This is a genomic window from Serratia sp. TSA_130.1 (genome assembly GCF_052691795.1).
Genome location: NZ_JBQZFS010000002.1, coordinates 1,110,218 through 1,125,795, shown reverse-complemented (window position 1 = coordinate 1,125,795; position 15,578 = coordinate 1,110,218). Strand labels below are relative to the sequence as shown.

Annotated in this window: 13 protein-coding genes and 1 pseudogene; 7 read left to right on the top strand and 7 right to left on the bottom strand. The window is 60.5% G+C overall.

Features of this window, described 5'->3' with window-relative positions; translation table 11 throughout:
* Nucleotides 1-169 precede the first annotated feature (169 nt).
* The 5 genes from phoB to proY all read left to right on the top strand — a co-directional run bounded on the left by phoB (nt 170) and on the right by proY (nt 6,459).
* Nucleotides 170-859: a phosphate response regulator transcription factor PhoB gene (gene phoB, locus ACUTQY_RS12280; RefSeq protein WP_004940438.1), complete on the top strand. Its 690-nt coding sequence runs from the start codon at nt 170-172 to the stop codon at nt 857-859.
* A gap of 24 nt (nt 860-883) precedes the next feature.
* The gene (gene phoR, locus ACUTQY_RS12275; protein WP_004940434.1) at nt 884-2,200 is read left to right on the top strand and encodes a phosphate regulon sensor histidine kinase PhoR; all 1,317 of its coding nucleotides are present in this window, start codon (nt 884-886) and stop codon (nt 2,198-2,200) included.
* A 14-nt stretch (nt 2,201-2,214) separates the two neighbouring features.
* The gene (locus tag ACUTQY_RS12270) at nt 2,215-3,177 is read left to right on the top strand and encodes a PstS family phosphate ABC transporter substrate-binding protein (RefSeq protein ID WP_046688348.1); all 963 of its coding nucleotides are present in this window, start codon (nt 2,215-2,217) and stop codon (nt 3,175-3,177) included.
* 485 nt (nt 3,178-3,662) lie between these two features.
* Nucleotides 3,663-4,979, top strand: a complete 1,317-nt coding sequence (gene brnQ / locus ACUTQY_RS12265; RefSeq protein WP_021504688.1) for a branched-chain amino acid transport system II carrier protein — start codon at nt 3,663-3,665, stop codon at nt 4,977-4,979.
* Between the two features lie 73 nt (nt 4,980-5,052).
* Nucleotides 5,053-6,459 carry a proline-specific permease ProY gene (gene proY, locus ACUTQY_RS12260; RefSeq protein WP_033644203.1) on the top strand — a complete coding sequence of 469 codons (1,407 nt, stop codon included), beginning with the start codon at nt 5,053-5,055 and terminating at the stop codon, nt 6,457-6,459.
* Nucleotides 6,460-6,504: 45 nt separating this feature from the next.
* Here proY and ACUTQY_RS12255 read toward each other — a convergent pair whose 3' ends face one another.
* From ACUTQY_RS12255 to ACUTQY_RS12240, 4 genes and pseudogenes are all read right to left on the bottom strand, one after another.
* The gene (locus ACUTQY_RS12255) at nt 6,505-6,792 is read right to left on the bottom strand and encodes a HigA family addiction module antitoxin (RefSeq protein WP_025160069.1); all 288 of its coding nucleotides are present in this window, start codon (nt 6,790-6,792) and stop codon (nt 6,505-6,507) included.
* Nucleotides 6,792-7,071, bottom strand: a pseudogene (locus ACUTQY_RS12250) (type II toxin-antitoxin system RelE/ParE family toxin). Before ACUTQY_RS12250 ends, ACUTQY_RS12255 begins: the two are co-directional and overlap by 1 nt.
* An 85-nt stretch (nt 7,072-7,156) precedes the next feature.
* Nucleotides 7,157-7,426: a hypothetical protein gene (locus ACUTQY_RS12245; protein ID WP_046688349.1), complete on the bottom strand. Its 270-nt coding sequence runs from the start codon at nt 7,424-7,426 to the stop codon at nt 7,157-7,159.
* Between the two features lie 132 nt (nt 7,427-7,558).
* A complete protein-coding gene (locus ACUTQY_RS12240; protein ID WP_046688350.1) occupies nt 7,559-8,815 on the bottom strand; it encodes a mechanosensitive ion channel family protein in 1,257 nt (418 codons plus the stop codon).
* Nucleotides 8,816-9,061: 246 nt separating this feature from the next.
* On the opposite strand from ACUTQY_RS12240, the gene malZ reads away from it, so the two are divergent.
* A complete protein-coding gene (gene malZ, locus ACUTQY_RS12235) occupies nt 9,062-10,885 on the top strand; it encodes a maltodextrin glucosidase (RefSeq protein WP_046688351.1) in 1,824 nt (607 codons plus the stop codon).
* Nucleotides 10,886-10,938: 53 nt separating this feature from the next.
* On the opposite strand, the gene ggt is transcribed toward malZ, so the two are convergent.
* From ggt to ACUTQY_RS12220, 3 genes are all read right to left on the bottom strand, one after another.
* A complete protein-coding gene (gene ggt / locus ACUTQY_RS12230) occupies nt 10,939-12,702 on the bottom strand; it encodes a gamma-glutamyltransferase (protein ID WP_046688352.1) in 1,764 nt (587 codons plus the stop codon).
* Between the two features lie 234 nt (nt 12,703-12,936).
* The gene (locus tag ACUTQY_RS12225; protein ID WP_004940403.1) at nt 12,937-13,539 is read right to left on the bottom strand and encodes a peroxiredoxin C; all 603 of its coding nucleotides are present in this window, start codon (nt 13,537-13,539) and stop codon (nt 12,937-12,939) included.
* 229 nt (nt 13,540-13,768) lie between these two features.
* Complete coding sequence (locus ACUTQY_RS12220) at nt 13,769-14,350, bottom strand: ACP phosphodiesterase (RefSeq protein WP_046688353.1); 582 nt, start codon at nt 14,348-14,350, stop codon at nt 13,769-13,771.
* A gap of 120 nt (nt 14,351-14,470) precedes the next feature.
* Here ACUTQY_RS12220 and queA point away from each other — a divergent pair, with 120 nt between their 5' ends.
* A complete protein-coding gene (gene queA, locus ACUTQY_RS12215; RefSeq protein ID WP_004940394.1) occupies nt 14,471-15,541 on the top strand; it encodes a tRNA preQ1(34) S-adenosylmethionine ribosyltransferase-isomerase QueA in 1,071 nt (356 codons plus the stop codon).
* The last annotated feature ends 37 nt before the right edge of the window (nt 15,542-15,578 follow it).

The window sequence follows — 15,578 nt, the reverse complement described above, 5'->3', positions numbered from 1 at the left end:
GCGGCGGCTGTCCCGGCGCAATGGCGATGACCATGGAATGATTTTTCTTTGCGCCGGGAAATAATCGCTATGCTTACTGCCTATAACAGCCGGTTTTTTTCATAAAAGTGTCACAAAACTGACGCATAATGGCGCCCGAAAAGTCGCTAACACATTGGCAGGATTGACGATGGCAAGACGCATACTGGTGGTGGAAGACGAAGCGCCGATCCGTGAGATGGTGTGCTTTGTGTTGGAACAAAATGGTTACCAACCGTTGGAAGCCGAGGATTATGACAGCGCCGTGACGCGTCTGTCTGAGCCGTTCCCTGATTTGGTGTTGCTTGACTGGATGTTGCCCGGGGGTTCCGGCATTCAGTTTATCAAACATATGAAGCGCGAAGCGCTGACCCGCGATATCCCGGTGATGATGTTGACCGCGCGCGGCGAAGAAGAAGACCGGGTACGCGGCCTGGAAGTGGGGGCGGATGATTACATCACCAAGCCGTTCTCGCCCAAGGAGCTGGTGGCGCGCATCAAGGCGGTCATGCGCCGCATTTCACCGATGGCGGTGGAGGAGGTGATTGAAATGCAAGGGCTGAGCCTGGACCCGTCCTCCCACCGCGTGATGGCGAACGATCAGGCGCTGGACATGGGGCCGACCGAGTTCAAGCTGCTGCACTTCTTTATGACCCACCCGGAGCGGGTTTATAGCCGTGAGCAGTTGCTTAATCACGTCTGGGGCACTAACGTTTATGTGGAAGACCGTACCGTTGACGTGCATATCCGTCGGCTCCGCAAGGCGTTAGAAACCAGTGGGCATGATAAAATGGTTCAAACCGTTCGGGGCACCGGCTACCGGTTCTCAACGCGCTACTGATCGCGCTGCGCTGGAGAATATGCCGTGTTAGAACGTCTGTCGTGGAAGAGGCTGGCTCTGGAGCTGGCTCTTTTTTGTTTGCCCGCCTTACTGCTGGGGCTGATTTTCGGTTATCTGCCCTGGTTCCTGCTGGCCTCCGCGCTGGCTGCGCTGGTGTGGAATTTCTACAACCAGCTCAAACTCTCCCATTGGCTGTGGATCGACCGCAGCATGACGCCGCCGCCCGGCCGCTGGAGCTGGGAGCCGCTGTTTTATGGCCTGTATCAGATGCAGCAGCGCAACCGCCGCCGCCGGCGCGAGCTGGCGCTGCTTATCAAGCGTTTTCGCAGCGGGGCCGAATCGCTGCCTGACGCGGTGGTGATGACCACCGTCGAGGGCAACATCTTCTGGTGCAACGGGCTGGCGCAGCATCTGCTCGGCTTCCGCTGGCCGGAAGACAACGGCCAGCACATCCTTAACCTGCTGCGTTATCCGGAATTCAGCCACTATCTGCAACAGCAGGAGTTTTCGCGTCCGCTGACGCTGCAGTTGAACAACGAACACTACGTCGAATTCCGCGTGATGCCGTATTCCGAAGGGCAGTTGCTGATGGTGGCGCGCGACGTCACCCAGATGCGCCAGCTGGAGGGCGCGCGGCGCAACTTCTTCGCCAACGTCAGCCATGAGCTGCGCACGCCGCTGACGGTGCTGCAGGGCTACCTGGAGATGATGGGCGACGAAGAGCAGGACGGTTCGCTGCGCAGCAAGGCGCTCAGCACCATGCAAGAGCAGACCCGCCGGATGGACGGGCTGGTCAAGCAACTGCTGACGCTGTCGCGCATCGAGGCGGCGCCCAATGTCGACATGAACGAGCGGGTGGATATCCCGCTGATGCTGCGGGTGTTGCAGCGCGAGGCGCAATCGCTGAGCGGCGGCAATCATGAGATCACCTTCCGGGTGAACGAACAGCTCAACGTGTTCGGCAATGAAGACCAGTTGCGCAGCGCGGTGTCTAACCTGGTGTACAACGCGGTCAACCACACGCCGAAGGGCACCCATATCGAAGTGAGCTGGCAACAGACGGCGCATGGCGCGCAGTTCCAGGTCAGCGACAACGGGCCGGGCATCGCCGCCGAACACCTTCCGCGCCTGACCGAGCGTTTTTACCGCGTCGACAAGGCCCGCTCGCGCCAGACCGGCGGCAGCGGGCTGGGGCTGGCGATCGTCAAGCACGCGCTCAGCCATCACGACGCGCGGCTGGAGATCCTCAGCGAACCGGGGATCGGCACCCGCTTTATCTTTACCTTACCCAATCGGTTGATTGTTCCCGCCGCTTTATCAGAGAATGCGGTGAAAAATTAACGCGAGACACCGGTATGACCCGAATAACCCGAGGGCTGTTGCTTTGCCTGGCGCTGCTGGCCGGACGCGGCGCGCTGGCGCAGCCCGACGGCATGCTGGCGGGCAACCTGTCCAGCGTCGGTTCCGACACGCTGGCGAATCTGATGGCGCTGTGGGCGCAGGATTTCAGTCAGCATTACCCCAACGTTAACCTGCAGATTCAGGCCGCCGGTTCGTCGACCGCGCCGACCGCCTTGGCGGCGGGCGCCGCGCAGCTGGGCCCGATGAGCCGGCCGATGAAGGCGGCCGAGGTCTCGGCGTTCGAACACCGTTACGGCTATGCGCCGCTGGCGGTGCCGGTAGCGGTGGATGCACTGGTGGTGTTGGTGCATCAGGACAATCCGCTGCGCGGCCTCAATCTGCAGCAGCTCGATCGCATTTTCTCCGCCACCCTGCGCTGCGGCGAAAGCAAACCGCTGACGCGCTGGGGCGAGCTGGGGCTGAGTGGCGACTGGGCGACGCGTTCGCTGCAGCGTTTCGGCCGCAACTCGGCGTCCGGCACCTACGGCTATTTCAAACTGCGTGCGCTGTGCGGCGGCGATTTTATGCCGCGCGTCAATGAGCTGCCCGGCTCGGCCTCGGTGGTGCAGGCGGTGGCCGGTTCGCTCAACGGCATCGGCTACGCCAGCATTGGCTTTCGCGCCAGCGGCGTGCGGCTGCTGCCATTGGCGGAGTCGGGAGAGGACTATGTCGCGCCTACCGCCGCCAACGTGCGCAACGATCGCTACCCGCTGTCGCGCTATCTGTATATCTACATCAACAAAGCCCCCCATCAACCGCTGGAGCCGCTAACCGCCGCGTTCCTCGATCGCGTGCTGTCGACACCAGGCCAGAGCCTGGTCAACCATGACGGCTATCTGCCGCTGCCGCCGGCCACCCTGCAGAAGACCCGTCAGGCGTTAGGGCTGCCACCGCTTGCGTCTGCAACGATGCAATAAGCGACAAAAATCGGCGTAATTTTCGCCTTTTTTTACGGCCAAACGGAGCTTATGCCACGCGAAAATCGGGCATTTATTGGCGTTTTCGCGCGATAAAGAGATATATGCTTCACGTTTCGTGAATTTGCTGTTCAAAAATGATACAAATCATGTAGTGTATATTTATTGATAGCCAATATGATCGACTGGTGGCTAAAGTTTATATGGTTGATAGCTCTGCTTTTCGCCGTGCGTCTTGCCTTGAAGCGCTATAAACGTTTACCTTAGCCCTCGTTGTCGGATTAAACCTCCATTTTTATAACTCCTAAAATTTTGCCCATCTTCATGAGCGGCCACTTTCGAATAGGGACATAAACGCCGGATCAACTGCGTTTAGGGTGCTTATTTGGCGCTGCAACGATCGGGCATGCCGGCAACCGGGTGGGGCGTCACGCCACCACGCAATCGGACACTATTTTTCATTTGAACAGGCAACACGACATCGTATGAGTCATCGTTTAACGTCAAAAGATATCCTGGCACTGGGCTTTATGACCTTTGCCTTATTCGTCGGGGCCGGGAACATCATCTTCCCGCCGATGGTCGGCTTGCAGTCCGGTGAACACGTCTGGACTGCGGCGCTGGGCTTCCTGATCACCGCCGTCGGTCTGCCGGTCATCACCGTCATCGCGCTGGCGCGCGTCGGCGGCGGCATCGACGCCCTCAGTTCGCCAATCGGCCGCGGCGCCGGCTTGCTGCTGGCGACCGTCTGCTACCTGGCCGTCGGCCCGCTGTTCGCCACGCCGCGCACCGCCACCGTGTCCTTCGAAGTGGGCATCGCCCCGCTGACCGGCGACGGCGCCATGCCGCTGTTCATCTACAGCCTGGTGTACTTCGCGCTGGTGATCGGCATCTCTCTGTATCCGGGCCGCCTGCTCGATACCGTCGGCCATGTGCTGGCGCCGCTGAAGATCGTCGCGCTGGCCGTACTGGGCATCGCCGCGCTGCTGTGGCCTGCCGGTGCGCCGATTCCGGCGACGACGGCTTATCAGAGCGTGCCTTTCTCCTCCGGCTTCGTTAACGGCTATCTGACCATGGATACGCTGGGCGCGCTGGTGTTCGGCATCGTTATCGTCAACGCGGCGCGTTCGCGCGGCGTGAAAGACGCCGGTTTGTTGACCCGCTACACCATTCTGGCCGGTTTGATCGCCGGCGTGGGCCTGACGCTGGTGTACCTGAGCCTGTTCAAACTGGGTTCCGGCAGCGGCGCGCTGGTGCCGGACGCCACCAACGGCGCGGTGATCCTGCACGCTTACGTTCAGAACACCTTTGGCGGCCTCGGCAGCTTCTTCCTGGCGGCGCTGATCTTCATCGCCTGCATGGTGACCGCGGTGGGCCTGACCTGTGCCTGCGCCGAGTTCTTCGCGCAATACCTGCCGTTCTCTTACAAGACGCTGGTGTTTATTCTGGGCCTGTTCTCGATGGTGGTGTCCAACCTCGGCCTGAGCCACCTGATCCAGATCTCCATTCCGGTGCTGACCGCGATTTACCCGCCGTGCATCGTGCTGGTGGTGCTGAGCTTCACCCTGCGTTGGTGGCACAGCGCGCCGCGCATCATCGCGCCGGTGATGCTTGTCAGCCTGTTGTTTGGTATCCTTGACGCGGTGAAAGCGTCCAGCTTCCAGCAGCTGCTGCCGGCCTGGACCACTCACCTGCCGCTGGCGGAGCAGGGGTTGGCATGGTTGCCGCCTTCGCTGCTGATGCTGGCGCTGGTCGCGATTTATGATCGGGTGTGCACGCGTTCCCAAGTGACCGCGCACTGATAATCCCCCGGCTTAATCTAGGGCCACGGACATGTCCGTGGCTTTTTTACGTTTAAAACTATGGGTCATTTTCATGCAACAACAGTCACCCACCACTGTCCCCGACAATAAGCTGAAACGCGGCCTCAGTACGCGTCATATCCGCTTTATGGCGTTGGGGTCGGCCATCGGCACCGGGTTGTTCTACGGCTCGGCGGACGCCATCAAAATGGCCGGTCCGAGCGTGCTGCTGGCTTACCTGATCGGCGGCATCGTGGCCTTCATCATCATGCGTGCACTGGGGGAGATGTCGGTCAACAACCCACAGGCCAGCTCGTTTTCCCGCTACGCGCAGGACTACCTCGGCCCGATGGCGGGTTACATCACCGGCTGGACTTACTGCTTTGAAATCCTGATCGTCGCTATCGCCGACGTGACCGCTTTCGGCATCTATATGGGGGTCTGGTTCCCGGAAGTGCCGCACTGGATCTGGGTGCTGAGCGTGGTGCTGATCATCGGCGCCATCAACCTGATGAGCGTCAAGGTATTCGGCGAGCTGGAGTTCTGGTTCTCGTTCTTCAAGGTCGCCACCATCATCATCATGATCGCGGCCGGTATCGGCATCATCATCTGGGGTATCGGCAACGGCGGGCAACCGACCGGCATTCATAACCTGTGGTCGAACGGCGGCTTCTTCAGCAACGGCTTTATCGGCATGATCCTGTCGCTGCAGTTGGTGATGTTCGCTTACGGCGGCATTGAAATCATCGGCATCACCGCCGGCGAAGCCAAAGATCCGAAAAAATCGATTCCCAAAGCCATCAACTCGGTGCCGTGGCGCATTCTGGTGTTCTACGTCGGCACGCTGTTCGTCATTATGTCTATCTACCCGTGGAACCAGGTGGGCACCAACGGCAGCCCGTTCGTGCTGACCTTCCAGCATATGGGCATCACCGTGGCGGCGGGCATTCTCAACTTCGTGGTGATTACCGCGTCGCTGTCGGCGATCAACAGCGACGTGTTCGGCGTCGGCCGCATGCTGCACGGCATGGCTGAGCAGGGCCACGCGCCGAAAATGTTCAGCAAGGTGTCGAAGCGCGGCATTCCCTGGGTGACGGTGGTGGTGATGATGCTGGCGCTGCTGCTGGCGGTATACCTCAACTACATCATGCCGGAGAGCGTGTTCCTGGTGATCGCGTCCCTGGCGACTTTCGCCACCGTGTGGGTGTGGATCATGATCCTGTTCTCGCAAATCGCCTTCCGCCGCAGCCTGAGCAAAGAGCAGGTGAAGCAGCTGGCGTTCCCGCTGCGCGGCGGGGTGTTTACCTCGGTGCTGGCGATCGTGTTCCTGGTGTTCATCATCGGCCTGATCGGCTACTTCCCGACCACGCGCGTCTCGCTGTACGCCGGCCTGGTCTGGGTGGTGTTGCTGTTGGCGGGGTACTGGTTCAAGGTCAACCGCCAGAAAAAACGCGCGCTGCTGGCGACGCAGCAAGACTAAATGGAAAAACACCGGCTGAGGCCGGTGTTTTTTTAGGGGCAGGCGTCAAGCGAAGTCCAGCTTGCGCAGTTTGGAAACGTCGATGGACTGCCTGGCCTGCCACAGATCGTAAGCATCTTGCATTCCCATCCAGACCTGTTCGGAACTGCCTATTACGATGGACAGGCGGATGGCCATTTCCGGCGAGATATCGGATTTTCCGCTGATCAGGCGTTGAACCGTAGACGGCGCGACGTCCAATGCTTTGGCCAGCGCGCGCGCGCTGAGATTCAGCGTTTCCATGGTTTCTTTGATCAACTCGCCAGGATGAGGAGGATTATGCATGCGGTTCATTAGTGATAGTCCTCATAATTCACGATATAAACATCACCCTCGACCAGTTCAAACGTGATGCGCCAGTTACCGGTCACGGTGACGGACCATTGCCCATTGCGAGCGCCCGTTAGCGGATGCAAGAAGAAGCCGGGCAGATCTACGTCATCAATCACTTTCGCTAAATCCAGCACGCTCAGCCGCAGCGCGATTTTTTTTCGCCTGTTTGGCGTCGATACCTGCTGTTGAACCGGTTTCGAAAAACTTTTTGAGTCCCTTATGCTTGAAGCTTCTTATCATCCTGATGGCTCCATGAGTGTTGCGCTATACGCATCATAGTAGGGTGTTGCGTATCACGCAACAAATTGGGGCGTTTTTTAACCCACTATGTCTGGCGTTTGTCTTCCGCTTCCTCATCCCCGGCGGCGCGCGCTTCGATGCGTATGCCGCCGTCGTTCAGGCGATCCTCCTCTTCCTCGCCGGCGCAGCGCGCCAGCACTTCGCGAATGTCCTGCAGGTTGCTGCTGAGGGCGCTCAGCGAAGGTTGCAGATTGCGGGGCATGTGGCTTTCATCCAGCAAAGCGTTGTGCAGGCAGCCGATAAACAGCAGGGTGGCCATCAGGGTAAACAGCCGATGACGTATCCGTTTCAGCAAGGGCTTTCCCTCTCGGTGGTGAAGGTGAGGGCGCATTAACGCCGTTTTCGCCGGGGAAAAGAAGGGGATGGAGATATCTGCTGGCAATTGAAAGCGAATAATTACCAGCAGACACAGTTACGTCAGCCGACGTCAGGAAGCGTTCGCGCTTTGTCGCAGCATGCCGCGCATGTCGTTGCCGGTCGGCGTCTGATGCACGCGCAGGCCGAACTCGTCGATCACCGCCAGGATATGGTCGAAAATATCCGCCTGAATGCTTTCGTACTCCGCCCAGACCGTGGTGTTGGTGAAGGCGTAGATTTCCAGCGGCAGGCCTTCCGGCGTCGGCGCCAGCTGGCGCACCATCAGCGTCATGTTCTGGTGAATGCGCGGGTGAGCACGCAGATAGGCTTCCAGATAGGCGCGCAGCGTGCCGAGGTTGGTCAGGCGGCGGCCGTTGAGCGGCGAGGCCAGATCGACGGCGATCTCCTGGTTATGCTGGCTCAGCTCCTGGGTCTTGACGTTCAGGTAGCTGTGCAGCAGCGGGTTGCGCTGCAGGCGGCGCTGTTCCTCTTCCGACAGGAAGTGCACGCTGCCGGTGTCGATATTCAGGCTGCGTTTGATGCGACGCCCGCCGGATTCCGACATCGAACGCCAGTTTTTGAACGAGTCGGAGATCAGCGCGTAGGTCGGTATGGTGGTGACGGTGTTGTCCCAGTTACGCACTTTGACCGTGGTCAGGCCGATGTCAGTGACCGCGCCGTCGGCGCCGTATTTCGGCATTTCCAGCCAGTCGCCGATCTTCAGCATGTCGTTGGCGGAGAGCTGAATGCCGGCCACCAGCCCGAGGATCGGATCCTTGAACACCAACATCAAGACCGCCGTCATGGCGCCCAGGCCGCTGAGCAGCAACAGCGGCGATTTGCCCATCAGCAGCGAGACGATCATGATGCCGATCAGGATCGCCGCCACCAGTTTCAGGCCCTGGAAAATGCCGCGCAGCGGCAGCTGATTGGAGATCGGACTTTGGCGCAGCAGCGCCAGCAGCGTATCCAGCAACGAGAACAGCGACAGCAGGGTGAAGGCGAGGATCCACACCTGCGCGGCGGTAACGATCACCGCCTGGGTGTGGCTGCCGCTCTGCAGCCACAGCGTCGCCTGGATGCTGATGATCACCCCTTGCAGCAGCAGCGCCACGCGCTGGAACAGTTTGTATTGGGTGATGGCCTGTTGCCAGACGCGCTGCGATTGCTGGCCTCGGCGCTGAAGGGCAGCCAACACTACCCGGTGCAGCACCAGGTGGATCACCACCGAGATCAGAACAATCAACCCCAATACCATCAACAGCGACATCACTCCGCCGAATTCCAACCCAAATTGTTCCAGCCAGCGCGTTATCTGTTGTTGCATTACCGCTCCTTAAAAAATGCGCAAAAAATATCCTGTATGCTCAAAACGCGTTAGCCTAAGGGGTAACGTGCAGGATTTGTGCCTGTTTACCTTTTTTTACATCGAGTTAGCGTTATTTTTCGGTCTCCGCCCCCCGGCTCATCCCTGGGTTTTGCGGTCAGAGAGGAGGGGGAGTTGCACTTAACGTGGCATTGTTCGCTTCTTGAAGAATGCCGTCGATTTCGTTTGGTACAGCAGGAGAACAGTATGCTTAACGCCTGGCATCAACCGGTTCCGCCTTTTGTGGTGAAGCAAGGGCAACGTTTGGATATCACGCTGTGGTTACAAGGGGATGAGCTGCCGGAACGGGTGTTTTTGCGCGCCGAACCGGACAACGAAGAGTGGCTGTTGGTGATGAAAGCGCAGCGCCACGAGGGGATGCGGCGCTACCAGGCCAGCCTGACGCTGAATGAGGGCGAGCCGACGCGGCGTTACTGCTTCAAGCTGCTGTGGGCCGATCGCCAGCAGTGGTTCGGCCCGCAGGGCTGGTCGCCAACGCCGCCGGGCCAGCTGGCGCAGTTTGCCGTCGACGAGCCCGACAACGGCCCCGAATGGGTGGCGGATCAGCTGTTCTACCAGATTTTCCCCGATCGCTTCGCCAGCAGCGGCGGCGAGCACGGCATCCAAAGCGGCAGTTACCGCCATCACGCGGCCGGTGCCGAGGTAATTCGGCGCGACTGGCAGCATCCGCTGGAGGATAGCCACGCCGCCTCGACCTTTTACGGCGGCGATCTGGACGGCATCTGCGCCAAACTGCCGTATTTGCAGCAGCTGGGCGTGACGGCGCTGTATCTGAACCCGATTTTTACCGCGCCGAGCGTGCATAAGTACGATACCGAGGACTATTACCAGGTCGATCCGCACTTCGGCGGCAACGCGGCGCTGCAGCGTTTGCGAGTGAGCACTCACAAGGTGGGCATGAAACTGGTGTTGGACGGGGTCTTCAACCACACCGGCGACTCGCATCCGTGGTTCGACCGCCATCGCCAAGGGCAAAACGGCGCCTGCCACCATCCCGATTCGCCGTATCGCGGCTGGTTCAACTTCTACCCGGACGGCCGCGCGCTCGACTGGAAGGGTAACGCCAGCCTGCCGAAGCTCAACTTCGCCGAGCCGCAGGTGGCGGAAGCGATCTATCGCGGGGAAGGCAGCGTGGTGCGTCACTGGCTGCGCCCGCCGTACAGCATCGACGGTTGGCGGCTGGACGTGGTGCATATGCTGGGGGAGAACGGCGGCGCTGCCGGCAACCTGCGTCACCTGGCGGGCATCTATCAGGCGGTGAAGCAGGAGAATCCTCAGGCCTACGTAGTGGGCGAGCACTTTGGCGACGCGCGCCGCTGGCTGCACGCCGGCGTGGAGGATGCGGCGATGAACTACATGGGGTTCGCGCTGCCGGTGCGGGCGTTTTTGGCGGGGCTGGACGTGGCCTATCACCCGGTGCGGCTGGACGCCGCCGGGTGCGCGCAGTGGATGGACGGCTACCGCGCCGGGTTGCCGCACGGCCGCCAGCTGATCCAGTTCAACCAGCTGGACAGTCACGATACCGCGCGTTTCCTCACGCTGTTGCAGGGGAACGCGGCGCGCATGCAGATGGCGGCGGTGTGGTTGCTGAGCTGGATCGGCGTGCCTTGCCTCTATTACGGTGATGAGATTGGCCTGGACGGCGGCAACGATCCGTTCTGCCGCAAGCCGTTCCCGTGGGACGTCGGCGACTGGGATCGGCCGCTGCTGGCGCTGTTCCAGCGCATGGCCGCGCTGCGTAAACAGAGCCTGGCGCTGCGTCGCGGCGGCTGTCAGGTGCTGTACGCCAGCGGAGAAACGCTGGTTTTCGTGCGCCTGTATCAGCAGGAGCAGGTGCTGGTGGCGCTGCAGCGCGACGGCAGTGGCCAGGCGCAGCTGCCGCACAACCCGCTGTTGGCCCGCGGCCCGTGGCGGCGTGTGGAAGGGCGGGGAGAGTTGAGCGAAACGGCCGGCGGGCTGCGCCTGCAGCTGGCGGAAGAATCGGCCACCGTGTGGCGCTGTGAAGGCTAAGGGAACTGCGGGGGCCGAAGGGCCCCCGCGATTAAGGTGAGTGGGCGTTTACATCAGTAACCGACCGCGGAGCCTGCCGGGCGACGCACGTCGTTGGCGCCGTACAGGTAACCTTCGCGCACTTTGCCGGAAACCGCCGAATCGTTGCCGGAGTTGGCCGGGCTGACGCCCGCCGCGCCCGGCAAACCGACCAGAATCAGTTCGGCGGCGCCCCACGGCGTTTGTTCGACCATCTTATAGCCCATGCCGCTCAGCAGTTTTAGCGTATCGGCGGAAACGCCGCGCTGTTCGTAGTACACCTCATCCGGCAGCCATTGGTGATGGATGCGCGGCGCGTCCACCGCTTCCTGCGGCGCCATGCCGTGGTCGATCACGTTCAACGCGGTCTGCAGGGTGATGGTGATGATGCGCGAACCGCCAGGCGAGCCCAGCACCATAAAGATCTTGTTGTCCTTGGTCACCAGCGTCGGGCTCATTGACGATAGTGGGCGCTTACCGGGGGCAATGCTGTTGGCGGTGCCCTGCACCAGCCCGTACAGGTTTTTCTCGCCCACTTTGACCGTAAAATCGTCCATCTCGTCGTTGAGGAAGAAGCCGGTGCCCGGTGCGATCACCACGGCGCCGAAGCGGCCGTTGACGGTATAGGTGGTGGAGACCGCGTTGCCGTCATGGTCGACGATCGAATAGTGGGTGGTTTCCGGCTTCTCATGCGGTTCCATACCGGGCTGCACGTTTTCCGACGGCGTGGCCTTGTCCGCGACGATTTTCTTGCGGATCTGCTCGGCGTAGCTCTTGCTCACCAGCCGGTCGATCGGGTTCTTGATGAATTCCGGGTCGCCGAGGTAGGTGTTGCGGTCCATGTAGGCATGGCGCATCGCCTCGGTCATGGTGTGAATGGCCGCCGCCGAGTTGAAGCCCATGCTTTTCAGGTCATAGCCTTCCACCACGTTGAGGATTTCGCACAGCGTCACGCCGCCGGAGCTGGGAGGCGGCGCCGACACGAACTTGTAGCCGCGGTAGCTGCAGGTGATCGGTGGGGTTTCGGTGACTTTATAGTTGGCGAAGTCGGCCGCCGTCAAAATGCCGCCGCCCTGTTTGGCCGCCGCCTCTACCGCCTGCGGGATCTTGCCTTTGTAGAAGGCGTCGGTTCCCCCTTTGGCGATGGCTTCCAGCGTATTGGCCAGATCGGTTTGCACCAGTTTGTCCCCCGGCTGCAGCGGGCTGCCGTCCGGGCGCAGGAAGATTTTGGCCGACTCGGGATCCTGTTTGAAGCGTGCAACGGTGGTGTCGAGAATATCGGTATCAGCGCGGGTCAGCACAAAGCCTTCGCGCGCCAGCTTGATCGCCGGCGCCAGCACCTGTTCGCGGCTCAGTTTGCCGTACTTCTCACGCGCGGTTTCCATTCCCAGCACGGTGCCCGGTACGCCGGCCGCCAGATAGCCGTACAGGCTGGCGTCTTTCTTCACCTTGCCGTCGGCGTCCAGATACATGTTGGCGCTGGCCGCCGCCGGCGCAGTTTCACGGAAGTTGATGAAGGTGTCGGTGCCGTCCGCCAGGTGGACGGTCATAAAGCCGCCGCCGCCGATGTTGCCGCAGCAAGGGTTAACCACCGCCTGCGCATAGCCCACCGCCACGGCGGCATCGATGGCGTTGCCGCCCATCTTCAGGATATCCACGCCGACCTGCGAGGCCAGGTGTTGCGAGGTGACCACCATGCCGTTTTTGGCTTCCACCGCCGGGTTGGATGCCGCATACAGGCTGCCGCTGACCAGCAGCGCCGCCATGGTCAGGGGTTTGCTCCATTTCTGTAAAAACATAGTTATTCCTACCCTGTCAGTTTTTTATTGTGTTGTGTTTGCTTGCCGCTGTTCACTTGCAAAGCGCGAGCCAGCGTTATTGATAGTAGCCGCAGATGGGCGTGCGCGCGGCGAGCAGGGTAGGAAATGTGAGCGGAAACAGGGAAATAAAGCACTGAAGGTGGGCGGTCTGCCCCATAAAGGGGCATAAAAAAACCGGCCGCGTGGGCCGGTTGATTCACTATCAGGCTGAAATTACAGCTTGGCAGCGTTTTCAGACAGGTATTTTGCAACGCCGTCTGGGGAAGCGCCCATACCTGCTTTGCCTTTTTCCCACTGAGCCGGGCACACTTCACCGTGCTCTTCGTGGAATTGCAGCGCGTCGACGGTACGGATCATTTCGTCGATGTTACGGCCGATTGGCAGGTCGTTAACAACCTGAGCACGCACGATGCCGTCTTTGTCGATCAGGAAAGAGCCGCGCAGCGCAACGCCGGCTTCCGGGTGTTCGATGCCGTAAGCTTTCTGGATTTCACGCTTAACGTCAGCAACCATTGCGTATTTCACTTCACCGATGCCGCCTTTGTCGACAGGGGTTTTACGCCATGCGTTGTGGACGAACTCTGAGTCGAAGGAAACGCCAACCACTTCAACGCCACGCTTCTGGAACTCTTCATAGCGGTGATCGAAAGCGATCAGCTCGGAAGGGCATACGAAGGTGAAGTCCATTGGCCAGAAGAACAGTACGGCCGGTTTGCCGTTCAGGTGCTTCTTCAGGTTGAAGTTTTCAACGATTTCGCCGCTACCCAGTACGGCAGCTGCAGTGAAGTCAGGGGCTTGACGAGTTACCAGGACCATAATTACTCCTGTAATAGGTGTTAAAGGGTGGATGTAAAAACAAGGGCCAGTATAGGGGCCGCGACTTGGTGAATAAAGGGTAAAAGACCAATCGATGAGATAGCTTTCACCTATCAAAGTCGTTTATATAATTTAGCGAGCTTTAAAAATAACCTTTTCCCACAAAAGGGCAAGCGGCAAAACGTAAATTCTTGCAAGGCGTTGAAATTTCAATGACTTGGGCTTGACCTCAGAGCGCTTTGTCCTTCGCCTGTCGCATCATTTGCGGGTAAAACTGCCAGAACTGTGTTTCAAGCTGATGATAATGTTGCTCGACGTCGGCGAACGAGCCGGCCAGCGCATCGAGGCGCGGGCGGCGGCTGGCCATGCCCTGCAGCACCCGGGCGATGAACGGCAATTCGGCGTAGCGCTCCAGCCAGCGTTCCGGCCACAGGTAGCCGTTCAGGTTCTGAAAGCGCGGCGGCGTGAGCGGCAGAAAAGGTTCGATCTGGCTGCGGGCTTCCTGGGTAAACTGGTGCAGGTCGCGTGAAGGCTCCAACTGCTGCCAGTGGCGCGCCAGAAAATGGTCCCACACCACGTCGAGGGTGATCGGCGCCACGCGGCGGTAGGGGGCGCTGAAATAGTCGCGGCTGGCTTTGACCTGCGGCAGGCTGTCGGTCAGCACGTCGACGCGGCGGTGCATCATGATGCCGGCCACCACGTCGGGCTGGTAGTCGGCGGCGGGGTTGCCGCGCACGAAATCGGCCAGCAGGTTGCCCAGCAGCGAGCTGTCCGCCAGCATGGCCAGGTGAAGATGAGCGAGAAAATTCATCCCTCAACTATACCCGAAGTCAGGCAAATCCTCCTTATTTCTTGCCGCTGACCGCCCCCGGCTTTAGACTAGGCCGCCTGTTTTTTACCAACCAGCCCTAAATTGAAGAAGTGAATACCCATGCGCGTCGCTGATTTTTCGTTTGAACTTCCCGAATCCCTGATTGCCCACTATCCCCAGGCCGAGCGCAGCGCATGCCGCCTGCTGCAGCTGGACGGGCCGAGCGGGGCGCTGACGCACGGCGTATTCACCGATCTGCTGGACAAGCTGGAAGCTGGCGACCTGCTGGTGTTCAACAATACCCGCGTGATCCCGGCGCGCATGTTCGGCCGCAAGGTCAGCGGCGGCAAGATTGAAGTGCTGGTGGAGCGCGTGCTGGACGACCATCGCGTGCTGGCGCACGTGCGCGCGTCGAAAGCGCCCAAGCCGGGCGCCGAGCTGCTGCTGGGTGATGACGAGAGCATCGCCGCCACCATGGTGGCGCGCCACGAGACGCTGTTCGAGCTGCGCTTCAACGACGAACGCGATGTCTTCACCATTCTCAACGCGGCCGGCCATATGCCGCTGCCGCCTTATATCGCTCGCCCGGATGAGGACGCCGACCGCGAGCTGTATCAGACGGTCTACAGCGAGAAGCCGGGCGCGGTCGCCGCACCGACCGCCGGCCTGCACTTCGACGAACCGCTGCTGGCGGCGTTGCGCGCCAAGGGCGTGGAAATGGCGTTCGTGACGCTGCACGTCGGCGCCGGCACCTTCCAGCCGGTGCGCGTGGAAACCATCGAAGATCACGTGATGCACGCCGAATACGCCGAAGTGCCGCAGGAGGTGGTAGATGCGGTGCTGGCCTGCAAAGCGCGCGGCAAGCGCGTGGTGGCGGTGGGCACCACCTCGGTGCGTTCGCTGGAAAGCGCCGCGGCGGCCAGCAAAGAGGCGCTGATTGCGCCGTTCTTCGGCGACACCAGCATCTTTATCTATCCGGGTTACCACTATCAGGTGATCGACGCGCTGGTGACCAACTTCCACCTGCCGGAGTCCACCCTGATCATGCTGGTGTCGGCTTTCGCCGGCTACAAAAATACCATGAACGCCTATCAGCAGGCGGTGGCCGAGCAGTATCGCTTTTTCAGCTACGGCGATGCGATGTTCATCAGCCGTAATCCGCAGGCGGAAAACGAGTCCGTCGGCGGTTAATTTCCCGGGCTGCGCCCACGGCGCGGCCCCGTTTCAA